The following is a 13,211-nucleotide window of genomic DNA, read 5'->3' as shown; positions in this document are numbered from 1 at the left end:
CAAACTTCAGTGACAAGTGGTTGCCTCCGCATAACAGGCAACCAGTTGCTAACTGTTATCTTGAGATCCATATCCAGGCGGGCATTTCTTGTCTTCTGCCCTCTCGTGATTTAGAATGTAGTTTACTTGTAATGGAGTCTAATGAAAGAAATCCGCAACTGGGGGTGCTTCAATGTCAAACAACGTGGATGATTATATTCAGCAAGGCATGTATGGACATAAAGAAACGAAGCGGGCAGAGCGTAAGAAGTTTCTTGGGACGATTCGGGAACGCATTGTTATTGCGTTGACACTAGGTCAAGTGAGGGAACGGGGGATTTATAAGCAAGTCGAGGAATCGATCAAAGAGAATAAGGCAGCTCATTTATATTTGAATGGCACTATCAACTATGCCGTTTTATCCAAGTACACAAAGATTGCTTCCAAAAATAATGTTCTTTATACCATCGTGACCAATTTGGAAGCTGATACGGACATTGGGCTCGTTTTGGCATATGATCATGCGATTGATAAAGAAGAGATTTTTGTAGAAAAAAAGGAGCCGCTTCCTAAGACAGAAACAAAGAGCAAGAAAGGCCTGGCAGGCTTCTTCAAGAAGTTATTCCAGCAAGGGTAAGTAGCATATCTTCCATAAATATATATCCGATCATATGTAACGATTACATAGACTGAACAACCTTCGACTCAGCACCATGTCGAAGGTTTTCTATATGGTCCTTCCTGTTCGCAACAACCCGCTCAGCCAACAAACAATCATTTCAAAGATTTACGTGAAATGATTCTATGTTGGTTTTTTCCGTAGGGACGTAAGATGGAAGTAACGAAGGGAGGTTCCTCTATGGCTGGTGAACAAGTTCTAATTAGTACGGTTTTCGTAGCGGGGGTGCTGTCTTTTTTTGCACCTTGTATTTTACCTTTGTTGCCGGTGTATTTGTTGGTGCTTTCGACGAATGCGGAGCGGGCTGGAGGACGTGAGTTTCGCGTGGGCAGGGTAACGATTCATCCGACGCTTCTTGTGAAAACGATTGTCTTTGTGTCGGGCCTCTCGATGAGTTTTGTGTTGCTCGGGTTTGGGGCAGGGGCACTTGGCGTCCTGTTAAGTTCCAGTTGGTTTATGGTTGTTTGCGGCGGAATTGTTATTTTGCTCGGTCTCTATCAGATCGGTTTATTCAACTTCGCCTTTTTGAATAAAGAAAGTAAGATGCAGCTGAAACGCAGTGAGAAACGTGATATTTTCGGTACGTTTTTGCTTGGTTTCACATTTAGCTTCGGATGGACGCCTTGTATCGGGCCGGCTTTGGGTGCAGTGCTTGGATTGTCCGCCAGTGAAGGGCAAGCGACGTATGGTGCCTTTCTGATGTTTGTCTATGCCTTAGGGCTGCTCATTCCATTTTTATTGCTCGCTGTATTTTCGGATGTGGTCATGCGCCAAGTGAAGAAAGTTCAGAAGCATATGCGGAAGATCCAAGTGGCCGGAGGGGTACTCGTCATTTTAATGGGCATTTTGCTCATGACCAATAATTTAAATGTCTTTGCAGCTTTGATTACAGGATAAGGAGATGAGGCAGTATGAAGCTGTTTAAGAAGCTGATTCTTGTGTCAGCTGTTTTGCTCGCGCTAGCCGGTTGTTCCCAAGGAAGCTCTTCCAGCAGTTCGTCGCCGGAACAAGCGGCGAATGCGAAACTCGCGCCTGATTTTGAATTAAAAGATTTGAATGGCAAGGTACACCAACTTTCTGATTATCAGGGGCAACAAGTGTACGTGAAGTTCTGGGCTTCCTGGTGTCCGATTTGCTTAGCGGGACTAGAAGAGCTTAACACCTTGGCTGGCGAGGACCATGATTTTGCTGTGCTTACGATCGTTTCTCCTGGTTATAACAATGAAAAAGAGACGAAAGCATTTGAAAAGTGGTTTAAGGGGGTTGAAAATACGGAAAACATTACTGTTTTGCTTGATGAAGGTGGAGAATTTACAAAGAAATATGGAGTGAGAGGCTATCCGACTTCCGTATTTATCAGTTCCAAAGGAGAGCTTTTGAAAACACAGCCTGGCCATATGAGCAATGAACAAATCATAAGTACGTTTGAAGAAATGGACTAAGAGAAAGGTGGATGGTTTTCTGTGAAGAAAAGTATGCTCGTTTTCGTTATGGGGATCTTGCTGCTTGCGGGCTGTTCGGCAATGGGAGCGAATACAATTAGCGGAACAGTGGAGAAGGAAAGTAAAACTTCTTCGAAATATCCTGAAAATCCGAATCTCAATTTGACATTTGACGATACGAAGTTGAAAGAGATTTGGTTAGCGGGAGGTTGCTTCTGGGGTGTCGAAGCCTATATGGCACGTATTTATGGTGTAGCCGATGTGACGTCCGGCTATGCGAATGGCAATACGGAAAATCCGACGTATGAAGAGGTTGTGTACAACAACACTGGCCATGCGGAGACGGTGCATGTGCTGTACGATCCCGAGCGTGTAGATCTGGAAAAACTGCTTTCGTATTATTTTACAATTATTGACCCGACCAGCGTGAATAAACAAGGAAACGATCGTGGCGAACAATACCGCACCGGAATTTATTTCAAAGATGAAGCAGACAAAGCGATTATTGAAAAGATAGTTGCGAAGGAACAGAAGAAGTATGATGAACCGATTGTGACAGAAGTTGAGCCGCTACGGAACTTCTATCTTGCTGAAGAATATCACCAAGATTATTTGGAAAAGAATCCGGACGGATATTGCCATGTAAGTTTTGATTCGCTGGAAGATCAGGACGTCCCTCAATTGGTCGATCCTGCATTGTATCCAAAGCCAAGTGATCAAGAGATTAAAAAGAAGCTGACAGATATTCAATACAAAGTGACGCAAGGAAATGACACAGAATTTGCATTCTCCAACGAGTACTGGGACAATGAAGAACCGGGTCTCTATGTAGATGTCGTAACGGGAGAACCACTTTTCTCTTCTGCAGATAAATACGATTCAGGCTGTGGATGGCCAAGTTTCACGAAGCCAATTGCGCCTGAAGTCATCACGACGAAGGAAGATCGAAGCTTTAACATGGTACGTACGGAGGTTCGAAGCCGGACAGGCGATAGCCACTTGGGCCATGTGTTCGAAGATGGGCCGGCGGATAAAGGCGGACTGCGCTATTGCATTAACAGTGCTGCCATTAAGTTTATTCCAAAAGCAGATTTAGAAAAAGAAGGTTATGGTTATTTACAACATCTTGTAAAATAAATAGTAAGGGAAAGAAAGGTGGATGTTTCCACCTTTTTTGCTGTATGACGACAAAGAAGGTGGTAAAAATGTATAAATTACTAGTCGTAGATGATGAGCCGATTTTAATAAAAGGGATTCGCACGTTCGTGGACTTTGAAGCCCTCTCCATTAAGGAAGTTTACGAAGCGTATGACGGTGAACAAGCACTTGAAATCGTCAAGAAGCAGCTGCCGGATCTTGTGTTAGTCGACATCAATATGCCAAAAATGAACGGCCTGGATTTTTCAATTGCGGCAAAAGCAATCAAACCGGATTTGAAAATTGCCATTATCACCGGCTATGATTATTTTGATTACGCAGTGACGGCGTTGAAGGCGGGCATCGATGATTATATTCTGAAGCCCGTTTCCAAACATGATATCCATGAAGTGCTGGTCAAGCTCATTGAAAAACTGCAGGAGTCGCATGGTCAGCAGCAACTTGCGAAATTGGTCGATCATGTCATAAGCAGCACGGCTAATTCCAAGGATGAAGGATATAAGGTGAAAATACAGCAGGAGATTGAAGCAAATATCTCGAATGTCGAATTTTCTCTCCAATACTTAGCAGAGCGGATGGCACTTAACCCCACTTATCTCAGCAGCCTTTTTAAGCGATTGTTCGGCATCCCTTTCCAGGAATATATGTTGTCGACACGATTGGATCGGGCAAAAATCTTGTTGTTAAGTACGAATATGAAAAACTATGAAGTCGCAAAGGCGATTGGCTTTGAAGATCCAAATTATTTTAGCGCTGCCTTCAAGAAGCGATTTAACTGTTCCCCTAATCAGTTTAAAGATAAAGCGAGGGAATAAAGATGAGGAAAGGCAGAGCTATAAAAAAATTACGCGTCCAAATTGCCTTGCATTATTTTATTGCAAGTGTCCTGATTTTTTTTCTCATCGGCTCGATCTTGTATCTCAGTATTTCTTCCTTGGTACAAAGCGAATCGGTTTCAACAACCAAAACAGCTGTCAATAAAAGCGGGATGTATATTGAACTCTATATAGACAGGCTGAAGGCGGTTTCCAGTCTGCTTGCGGAAAACCCGCAGCTGGTAGATTACTTTTCGAGTACCGAGCGAGATGATGCAACGCGGCAGAAGCTATTAACAACGATTGATACAACTATTGCATCGGATCCTTATATCCAATCAGTCATTATGGTGAGTAAGAATGGTCGGATTTTATCAAACGAACGCAATCTGACGATGAGTATGTCTGGCGATATGATGAAAGAGGCGTGGTATCAATCGGCCATTAATAGTGGAAATATGCCGGTGCTCACTTCAGCGAGGATGCAGCAGTTTTCCATGGATAAGGACAACTGGGTCATCTCCATTAGCCGTGAAATCAAAAATCAGCAAGGCGAAAATATCGGAGTATTGCTTATCGATATCAAGTATAAAGTCATCGAAGATTATCTAACAAATGGAGAATTGGGGGATCGGGGATTTTCTTTTATTCTCAATGATAAAGGGGAAGTCGTGTACCATGCGGACACTTCGTACTTCAGGGATCCCCGCAAACAACAAGAACTGCAGCAAATTGTAGCGAATAAGAATCAGTACGATGCAGCTGAACATACACTTACGCAACTCTATCACTTAAAGAACGCAGACTGGACACTTGTCGGCGTATCGTCACAAGACAGTTTACATGCCATCAAGCGGCAGCTCCTTGAAATATTCCTCGTCATCGGTTTAGTTCTCTTATCCGTTGCGGCTACAAGTGTGTTTATTTTTGCGGGCAGAATTACGAAGCCGTTTCAACAATTAGAACAGGCAATGCAGGAAATTGAGCATGGTCTCAAGAAAGTGAAAATCGATGAAAATGGCTGTTATGAAGCCCAAAGCCTTGCTAATCATTTTAACGGGATGATCGACAAAATTAAAAAGCTAATGCAGGAAATTACCGAAAAAGAAAAGCATTTGCGTACCTCCGAGATTAAGACGCTTCACAGTCAAATTAATCCGCACTTTCTATACAATACGCTCGATACGATTGTGTGGATGGCGGAGTTTAATAACAGCGAGAAAGTCATCGAGATTACAAAGGCATTAGCACAATTTTTCCGCCTTTCCCTAAGTGGGGGAAATGAACTCACTACTGTTGAAAATGAGCTGGAGCATGTGAAACAGTATTTGTTCATTCAAAAGGAACGGTATGGTGACATGCTCGACTATTCCATAACAAGTAATGACTCCTTAGCCAAGGTCCGAATGCCTAAGATTATTTTGCAGCCGATCGTGGAAAATGCCCTGTATCATGGGATTCGAGGGATCCAGAGACAAGGCAAGATTGAAATCCATGCTGAAAAAATTGGAGATCGGATTGTTTTCACAGTGAAAGACAATGGAGCAGGTTTTGATGTAAATCGACTGCAGAATAAAGAATCCAAACAACATGTGAAACTGGGCGGGGTAGGAATTAGCAATGTCGACCAGCGAGTGAAATTGTATTATGGCGATTCCTTTGGCATTCATATCTCGTCTGCCGAAGACCAGGGGACGACAGTGACCATTACGATTGCGCTGGAAGTGAATGAGGTGCATGAGGAAAATGAGGAATAGGTTTCCATGGAAAGCCTATGCGTTTTTACACAATGAAAACAGCAGCACTCCAATAAAGGAGGCTGCTGTTTTCATTTAAATATCCACTTAATCAGTTCTTTCCCCTGACTAACAGATAGCTGATTTGTTGAGATGCCTTTCAAAATAGACCGCCAGGATGAAATCAATATAATATCAATCGGCAATTCTTGATGTGTTATGGAAAGATTCGAAAAGAATCCTTCGATCGGATCTTCTTTTTCGTACGGCAGTTCTTCGCTGAGCAATTTGCAGATGTTAAACTTCACCGCTGCGTCAATCCCCGTCAACAAAGCAGCCCGCAAAGCCTCTTCTGGCTCTGTAAATAAAGAAGCGGCTCCCTCCATTCTATCAATGACTCTTTGCTCCATCTCCGTCCGAATCACTTCATACAAGTTTGCCTTTGAGCCGAAATGATGATAAATCGCTCCAGTTGTCATGTCCGCTTTTTTGGCGAGCTCCGTAATATTAACTTCCTGGTATCCGTGTAAACAAAATTCCTCTAGTGCTACTTTAATCAATGTATCTTTATTTGTGCCTGGTATTGGTATCCACTCTTTCATAGTTAGAATTGTAGCACATTGACAGTTTTGAGTAAATAAATTACGATATACATAATCAGCTTATGTTTTACATAATTAAGTTACGGAATACAATGAAAAGGAGAGAAGGGTATGAAGTTCGTGTTTTTGTATCACCCGGTAGCAAACCTAAAGGAGTCCCTTGCGTATTATCGGGATATGCTTGGTTTTGAAGAAGCATGGCGCGAAGGAGAGCACACCGCAGCACTGCGTTTGCCAGGTTCAGATGTTCAACTATTACTTGATGAAGATGAATTGGAGCTGGCAGCAGGCGGTATGTTCCTCGTAGACAGTGTCGATCGCTTTTACGAGGAGAATCAAGATAAACTGGATTTTATTAAGGGGCCAAGCGATATTCCGCCCGGGCGTTATGCGGTATGCAAGGATAACTCGGGGAATTATTTACGGGTTATGGATTCGTCTAACGAACAATGAAGTAAGCAGGGCGTGCCTATAACGTGTCTCGCTTGCTGGAATCAATTGAAGAATCAGAGGATGCTTATTAATAATCAAATAATAAGCATCCTTTTTTTTGCCTGCTGGCTCTGCTTCATCTCGTACCCGCACTTCTATTTGCTATACTGATAATAAATAGACAAGCGTGAACTGGGGGAGTGGTAGTTTGGAACGGTGGACAATGAATGTACCTGAGTATGTGTTGATGCAGATTTTAGAGAACGCGTTTCAATGGTTTGTGGTTGTCGATCAGAATGCGAGGATTTTGTACATAAATGAAAACTACTGCAAGTTTCTGGAGGTTGATCGGGAAGAGGCCATTGGCAAACCGGTAGATGAAGTCATTGAAAATACGCGTATGCATGAGGTGGTTCAGTCGGGGGAGGAACATATTGCATCGCCTCACTTTATTAAAGGAACCTATATGCTTGCCAACCGGATACCAATCAAAGTAGATGGCACGATTGTCGGAGCTTTTGGGAGTGTTGTGTTTCGAGATTTGCATGATTGGCATCATTTGAGTTCTAATGTGAAGCAGACGCTGGAGAAAATCAATATTACTTCCTTGTCCTCAGAAGAAACGTCTTACCGGATTAGCGATATTAAAGGGTCTTCTCAGGCGATCCGGTCGATAAAAAAGACGATTCAAATGATCGCGCCGAGCGATTTGCCTGTCTTAATCCAAGGGGAGAGCGGCACAGGGAAGGAAATGTTTGCTCATAGTATCCATCACTTGTCCGATCGGTCGGATAAGCCGTTGATCAAAGTGAATTGTGCTGCCATTCCTCCCGATTTGCTTGAAGTGGAGCTGTTTGGACGGGGGAAAACGTCGACTTCTCCAGAAGTGAAGGGCAGGATCCACATGGCGGATGGCGGGACGTTGTTTTTAGATGACATCGGCAGCTTGCCCCTTCCCGTGCAAGTGAAACTTCTGCGTCTGCTCAATACCGGTGAGTTACAATCCTCAAATTCACATCAAACAGACAAGGTCAATGTTCGTGTGATCGGAGCGGCCAACCAGCCGCTGACGGACCTGATCCAGTCTGAGCATTTCCGTGAGGATCTCTTTTACCGGATTCAGGCTATCACTTTGCATGTGCCGCCCTTGCGAGAGAGAATGGAGGACTTCTCGGAGATTACAAGTTACATGTTTCACCAGGCGATTGTTAAAGCAGGGAAGAGGAGTCTCGTACTTGCCAAGGAAACGATGGATTATCTGACTAGTTATCATTGGCCCGGCAATATACGTGAACTGCAAAGTGTCATCCAAGCGGCAGTCTATTTAACGAGCGGCAACATCATTTATCCGGATGCGTTACCGCCACAAGTGAAGCAGCGGAATGCCTACTATACTCCAAGTTCGAGGACGCTTGCGGAATCTCTTGAAGAACTGGAGGAAAAAATATTGAAGGATACATTGCAGCAATTCCCGAATAAAAAGGATGCTGCGATCATACTTGGATTAAGCAAAAGTACATTATATGAAAAGTTGAAAAAATATGAGTTATGAACTATTTTCCGGAAATCCGGAATTGGTTCCGGATTTCCGGACTATGATCAATTGTGTTTTAACGTATACTCTATAATTTGTCCGGAAAACCGGACTGGTTACTCTCTAAAAAGCGTGCAAACCCTGATATAAGTGGGTTTGCATTTATTTTTTTTATCTGTTTAAATGAATGAAAGCGCTTTATCGTTAATAAATTAGACAAAAATGAGGGGAGAAGAGGATGTGAAAACGATTTATGATTCTGCCATAGAAGCAGTTCATTCCATACAAAATGGTTCTTCAGTCATGGTAGGTGGATTCGGTTTAGTCGGCATTCCCGAGCAGCTGATCCTCGCACTTGTTGAATCGGGCGTTACTGATCTGACCATCATTTCGAATAATTGCGGTGTGGATGATTGGGGATTAGGGCTTTTATTGAAGAACAGGCAAATCAAGAAAATGATCGGATCTTATGTTGGTGAGAATAAAGAGTTTGAAAGACAAGTGCTATCCGGAGAAATCGAGGTAGAGCTAACGCCGCAAGGCACATTAGCGGAGAAAATCCGAGCGGGTGGTGCCGGAATTCCTGCGTTTTTCACGCCGGCGGGTGTAGGAACGGTAATCGCGGAAGGAAAAGAGACGAGGATGTTCAACGGTAAACAATATGTGCTGGAAGAAGCATTGCATGCTGATTACGCCTTAGTAAGAGCAGCAAAATCTGACCGTTTGGGAAATCTCGTCTATCACAAAACCGCTCAGAACTTCAATCCGATGATGGCGGCAGCGGGCAGATTTACGATCGCTGAAGTAGAAGAGATTGTAGAGACGGGAATGATACATTCTGCTGAAGTGCATACACCAAGCATCTACGTGCAAGCGATTCTGCAAGCGGAGCAAGAAAAAAGGATTGAGCGGCTGGTAAACAGATCCTCATAGAGATAGGGAGTGGGAGCATGAAGGAGTTAACAGGTAGAGAGAAGATTGCAAAGCGGGCTGAACAGGAAATTCGACATGGGGACTATGTCAATTTGGGAATTGGTATGCCGACGCTCGTCGCAAACTTCATTTCAGAAAGCAAAACAGTCATTCTACAGTCGGAAAACGGCTTGCTTGGAATCGGGCCTTATCCTAGTGCAGACGAAGTTGATCCGGAATTGATCAATGCAGGGAAAGAGACCATTACGACCATTCCGGGCGCGGCTTTCTTTTCCAGTGCTGAATCATTTGGCATGATTCGGGGCGGCCATATTGATGTTGCGATATTAGGGGCGATGGAAGTTTCAGAGAAAGGGGATCTTGCCAACTGGATGATCCCGGGAAAGATGATTAAGGGAATGGGCGGAGCGATGGATCTTGTTCATGGCGCAAAGAAAATCATTGTCGTTATGGATCATGTAGCAAAGGATGGCTCGCCGAAAATAAAAAAGGAATGTACGTTGCCGCTGACAGGCAAAGGGGTCGTGCATGTCATTATTACGGAACGTGCATTGATTGAAGTGACGCAAGCTGGACTAGAGTTGAAAGAGGTCTTTGAAGGGTATTCCGTGCAAGATGTCATCGACTCGACAGAAGCAGATTTGATCGTGACGAATGCGAGAGAACAGGTTTCTATCTAGAAATTAAATGGGGGTATATGAATGGGCATATTGGGAATGATTGGGTTAGTCGGAGGATTGGCTCTGTTAATCTTTTTGACTATGAGGGGTATGAATATATTAATTGCTGGACCGATTTCAGCATTGTTTGTCGCATTGACGAGCGGGATGTCCCTGTTTCCCCAGCTTGCCGCTGAAGGGGAAGCGAATTTCGTAACGAGCTATATGAGCGGATTCACGAGCTTCATCATGTCATGGTATTTGATGTTCCTTCTCGGAGCGGTATTCGGGAAAGTGATGGAAGACAGCGGGGCGGCGGATGCGGTTGCCAAATGGACTGTCGAGAAGCTAGGGATGAAGTATGCCGTTCTGGCAATTGTCCTTGCCTGTGCTATCCTGACTTACGGGGGTGTCAGTCTATTCGTAGTGGCTTTCTCTGTTTATCCGATGGCGATTTCTTTGTTTAAGCAAGCGAATTTGCCGAGGCGATTTATCCCTGCCACATTGGCATTAGGTTCAGTTACGTTTACGATGACTTCTGCCGGATCACCTGAAATTCAGAACTGGATTCCGATCGAATACTTAGGCACCAATGCATATGCAGGGTGGGAAGTGAGCATCATTGTTGGCTTATTCATGGCATTCTTCGGCTATTGGTGGCTGAAGCGGATGATTACAAAAGCTGTGAACAAAGGGGAACGCTTTGAAGGCCGTGCGACAGATCCGGCATTTGATACGTCCCGCCCGCTGCCAAATCCTTTTCTGTCCATGATTCCACTAGCAATCGTGCTCATTATTTCATTCATCTTCCATGATAAGTTAGCGCAGTCTGCATTAATTGTTGCACTCTTGGGAGGCATTATCGCCACGTATTTCGTAGGCAGAAAATATTCGAAGAATTATGGGGCAGCTATTTCCGCAGGGACGCTCGGTGCAATTATTGCGATTGGGAACACAGCGGCAGTAGTTGGTTTTGGAGGCGTGGCGAAAGCGGTTCCTGCGTTCCAAAGTGCAGTCGATATTATGACGAATATTCCTGGGTCTCCGCTAATTGGTGCTGCGATTGCCGTATCTGTGATTGCTGGGATGACGGGATCGGCATCTGGCGGCCAAGCCATTGCGTTACCGCTCATAGCTCCGCATTATATGGATATGGGTGTGAATGCCGAAGCGCTCCACCGTGTCGTTGCTATTTCATCTGGTGCACTCGATTCCTTGCCGCATAATGGGTATGTCGTGACGACGATCCAATCGATTGCAGGTGAAACGCACCGTGCCGCCTATGGTGCGATGGGGGCCATAACAGTTATTGTTCCGGTCATCGGCGTCATTATTGCCATCATCTTGTTCTCACTTGGTCTCGGTATTTAAATGAATTGAGTGTTCAGATTGTTGTCCCGTCGAAGGAGGAGTTATTTTGGTGAAAGATAGAGTGCTTTTTATTACAGGCGCAGCGCAAGGAATTGGTTATGAAATATCCAAAGCTTTTTATGAAGAAGGCGCGCTTGTCGTTCTAACAGATTTAAATGAAGAAAAGGTGCGAGAAGCTGCAGCAGATTTAGGAAGCCGGGCAATCGGTCTGAAGTGTGATGTGACGGATGAGCTGGACATTCAGCGAGCGATTGATGCGTCGATCGAGCAGTTTGGCAGAATCGATATTTTGATCAACAATGCGGGCTTGCAGCATGTCGCGATGCTCGAGGATTTTCCGACCGAGAAGTTCGAGCTGCTCGTGAAAATCATGCTGACTGCACCGTTTATTGCAACAAAATTGGTTTTGCCTCATATGAGAAAACAGAAATTCGGCAGGATACTAAATATGGCTTCCATTAACGGACTGGTCGGCTTTGCCGGAAAGGCTGCCTACAACTCCTCCAAACATGGGGTCATCGGTCTGACCAAAGTGGCTGCACTTGAAACCGCAACAGACGGGATTACGGTTAACGCTATTTGTCCCGGGTATGTAGATACACCTCTCGTCCGGAATCAGTTAGAAGACTTGGCAGCGGTACGCGGTGTTCCGCTAGAATCCGTATTAGACGAAGTCATTTATCCATTAGTTCCACAAAAGAGATTACTTGATGTGAAGGAAATTGCAGACCTCACCCTATATTTAGCAAGCGACAGCGCCAAAGGGATTACCGGCCAGGCGGTTGTTTTGGATGGCGGGTATACGGTGCAGTGAATTGGTGTAATACACCGTAACAATAAAAAGTTTAATATGTTGCATTTTTTCCTAATCCCTCTGATCATCGTCAGAGGGACTTTTTTATTGCGGGGAGATAGATGTTCTAACGCTGACTATCTCGCTCTTTGAAGTAGAAGTAAAACTAGTATTATTGATATTTTTCGAATGTTTGTCCTTGTGATAACATGAATATTGGGGGTACAGAACATGTTGAGGCAGAGAGGAATTAGTATTAGTTTGCTTGTAGTGATGCTCACTGCATGCACCGCAGCGCCAGAATCCAAGGAAAGTTCAGCAGTACAGGTAGAAAAAAAGGAGGGGACCCATTTGGAAAATCGGTTAATTACTGCCGCAGCAGAAGGGGACATAGAAACAGTTATAGAGTTATTAGAAGAGGGAGCAACTATTAACGCGATAGATCATCAAGGAAATACAGCAGTAATGGTTGCAACGCAGAAAAACAACGTAGATCTGGTTAAGACACTGATTGAACATGGGGCAGATATAAATATTCGAAATCATAATTTGGATAATGTACTTTTATATGCTGGAGCAGCCGGATACCTTGAAATCGTTCAGCTTGCTGTCCAAGCAGGTGCGGATACGACCTTAACAAATCGGTATGGTGGAATAGCAATAATTCCGGCTTCAGAACGCGGACATGTGGAAGTTGTCGAGGAGCTAGTAACAAACTCGGATACAAACGTAAACCATATTAATAATTTGCATTGGACTGCGCTATTGGAAGCGGTTATCTTGGGAGACGGCGGAGAAAGGCATCAAAAGATTGTGCAACTGCTAGTTGATCATGGGGCAGACGTCAATATTGCCGATAGAGATGGGGTTACCCCTCTAGATCATGCGGAACGACGCGGCTATAAGGAAATTCAACAGATATTGAAAGAAGCGGGTGCGTAATTGTGACACCAACCTTCTCTGGCATATGTTGAAAGGCAGTTAGCAAAATGGAAGAGTAAAACAATGGGACTTGAGGATGTCACTCCGTATAAAACTATTATTGCTCTTTTTATTTACATACTAAAAGAAGATTAAA

At 44.1% G+C, this 13,211-nt stretch carries 14 protein-coding genes; 13 read left to right on the top strand and 1 reads right to left on the bottom strand.

The genetic code is table 11. The annotated features are described in order from the left end of the window. Positions 1-172 precede the first annotated feature (172 nt). The 6 genes from L7D49_RS00385 to L7D49_RS00360 all read left to right on the top strand — a co-directional run bounded on the left by L7D49_RS00385 (position 173) and on the right by L7D49_RS00360 (position 5,830). On the top strand, positions 173-616 hold the full coding sequence (locus tag L7D49_RS00385; protein WP_238078792.1) for a YueI family protein: 444 nt from the start codon (positions 173-175) through the stop codon (positions 614-616). A 222-nt stretch (positions 617-838) separates the two neighbouring features. After that, a complete protein-coding gene (locus L7D49_RS00380) occupies positions 839-1,555 on the top strand; it encodes a cytochrome c biogenesis protein CcdA (RefSeq protein ID WP_238078791.1) in 717 nt (238 codons plus the stop codon). A gap of 14 nt (positions 1,556-1,569) precedes the next feature. Further along, positions 1,570-2,100: a redoxin family protein gene (locus tag L7D49_RS00375; RefSeq protein WP_238078790.1), complete on the top strand. Its 531-nt coding sequence runs from the start codon at positions 1,570-1,572 to the stop codon at positions 2,098-2,100. Positions 2,101-2,133: 33 nt separating this feature from the next. Then, positions 2,134-3,237 (top strand): bifunctional peptide-methionine (S)-S-oxide reductase MsrA/peptide-methionine (R)-S-oxide reductase MsrB, encoded by a 1,104-nt coding sequence (gene msrAB, locus L7D49_RS00370; RefSeq protein ID WP_269135798.1) that lies wholly within the window; start codon positions 2,134-2,136, stop codon positions 3,235-3,237. A gap of 68 nt (positions 3,238-3,305) precedes the next feature. Then, the gene (locus L7D49_RS00365) at positions 3,306-4,073 is read left to right on the top strand and encodes a response regulator transcription factor (RefSeq protein ID WP_238078788.1); all 768 of its coding nucleotides are present in this window, start codon (positions 3,306-3,308) and stop codon (positions 4,071-4,073) included. Positions 4,074-4,075: 2 nt separating this feature from the next. Further along, complete coding sequence (locus tag L7D49_RS00360) at positions 4,076-5,830, top strand: sensor histidine kinase (protein ID WP_238078787.1); 1,755 nt, start codon at positions 4,076-4,078, stop codon at positions 5,828-5,830. 71 nt (positions 5,831-5,901) lie between these two features. Here the strand turns inward: L7D49_RS00360 and L7D49_RS00355 are convergent, their stop codons facing one another. Beyond that, on the bottom strand, positions 5,902-6,411 hold the full coding sequence (locus L7D49_RS00355) for a TetR/AcrR family transcriptional regulator (RefSeq protein ID WP_238078786.1): 510 nt from the start codon (positions 6,409-6,411) through the stop codon (positions 5,902-5,904). A gap of 111 nt (positions 6,412-6,522) precedes the next feature. On the opposite strand from L7D49_RS00355, the gene L7D49_RS00350 reads away from it, so the two are divergent. The 7 genes from L7D49_RS00350 (at position 6,523) to L7D49_RS00320 (ending at position 13,075) form a co-directional block, all read left to right on the top strand. Next, entirely contained in the window at positions 6,523-6,864 is a 342-nt protein-coding gene (locus tag L7D49_RS00350; RefSeq protein ID WP_238078785.1) for a VOC family protein, read from the top strand. 187 nt (positions 6,865-7,051) lie between these two features. Further along, the gene (locus L7D49_RS00345; RefSeq protein ID WP_238078784.1) at positions 7,052-8,395 is read left to right on the top strand and encodes a sigma-54 interaction domain-containing protein; all 1,344 of its coding nucleotides are present in this window, start codon (positions 7,052-7,054) and stop codon (positions 8,393-8,395) included. 222 nt (positions 8,396-8,617) lie between these two features. Next, positions 8,618-9,310, top strand: a complete 693-nt coding sequence (locus L7D49_RS00340; protein WP_238078783.1) for a CoA transferase subunit A — start codon at positions 8,618-8,620, stop codon at positions 9,308-9,310. A gap of 17 nt (positions 9,311-9,327) precedes the next feature. Then, positions 9,328-9,990, top strand: a complete 663-nt coding sequence (locus L7D49_RS00335) for a 3-oxoacid CoA-transferase subunit B (protein ID WP_238078782.1) — start codon at positions 9,328-9,330, stop codon at positions 9,988-9,990. A 27-nt stretch (positions 9,991-10,017) separates the two neighbouring features. Continuing rightward, the gene (locus L7D49_RS00330; RefSeq protein ID WP_238078835.1) at positions 10,018-11,340 is read left to right on the top strand and encodes a GntP family permease; all 1,323 of its coding nucleotides are present in this window, start codon (positions 10,018-10,020) and stop codon (positions 11,338-11,340) included. Positions 11,341-11,386: 46 nt separating this feature from the next. After that, positions 11,387-12,154 carry a 3-hydroxybutyrate dehydrogenase gene (locus tag L7D49_RS00325; protein WP_238078781.1) on the top strand — a complete coding sequence of 256 codons (768 nt, stop codon included), beginning with the start codon at positions 11,387-11,389 and terminating at the stop codon, positions 12,152-12,154. A 330-nt stretch (positions 12,155-12,484) separates the two neighbouring features. Continuing rightward, on the top strand, positions 12,485-13,075 hold the full coding sequence (locus L7D49_RS00320) for an ankyrin repeat domain-containing protein (protein ID WP_238078780.1): 591 nt from the start codon (positions 12,485-12,487) through the stop codon (positions 13,073-13,075). Positions 13,076-13,211 lie beyond the last annotated feature (136 nt).

It is taken from the genome of Sporosarcina cyprini (assembly GCF_022048975.1).
In the GTDB taxonomy this organism is placed as follows: domain Bacteria; phylum Bacillota; class Bacilli; order Bacillales_A; family Planococcaceae; genus Sporosarcina; species Sporosarcina cyprini.
The sequence above is the reverse complement of the archived record's forward strand: the minus strand, read 5'-3'. Positions and strand labels throughout refer to the sequence as shown.

What these genes read in the sequence shown, in the direction of transcription:
- L7D49_RS00375 (WP_238078790.1), top strand. Translation starts at nt 1,570, where the DNA reads ATGAAGCTGTTTAAGAAGCTGATTCTTGTGTCAGCTGTTTTGCTCGCG.
- L7D49_RS00365 (WP_238078788.1), top strand. Translation starts at nt 3,306, where the DNA reads ATGTATAAATTACTAGTCGTAGATGATGAGCCGATTTTAATAAAAGGG.
- L7D49_RS00355 (WP_238078786.1), bottom strand. Translation starts at nt 6,411, where the DNA reads ATGAAAGAGTGGATACCAATACCAGGCACAAATAAAGATACATTGATT.
- L7D49_RS00350 (WP_238078785.1), top strand. Translation starts at nt 6,523, where the DNA reads ATGAAGTTCGTGTTTTTGTATCACCCGGTAGCAAACCTAAAGGAGTCC.
- msrAB (WP_269135798.1), top strand. Translation starts at nt 2,134, where the DNA reads ATGCTCGTTTTCGTTATGGGGATCTTGCTGCTTGCGGGCTGTTCGGCA.
- L7D49_RS00335 (WP_238078782.1), top strand. Translation starts at nt 9,328, where the DNA reads ATGAAGGAGTTAACAGGTAGAGAGAAGATTGCAAAGCGGGCTGAACAG.
- L7D49_RS00385 (WP_238078792.1), top strand. Translation starts at nt 173, where the DNA reads ATGTCAAACAACGTGGATGATTATATTCAGCAAGGCATGTATGGACAT.
- L7D49_RS00380 (WP_238078791.1), top strand. Translation starts at nt 839, where the DNA reads ATGGCTGGTGAACAAGTTCTAATTAGTACGGTTTTCGTAGCGGGGGTG.
- L7D49_RS00360 (WP_238078787.1), top strand. Translation starts at nt 4,076, where the DNA reads ATGAGGAAAGGCAGAGCTATAAAAAAATTACGCGTCCAAATTGCCTTG.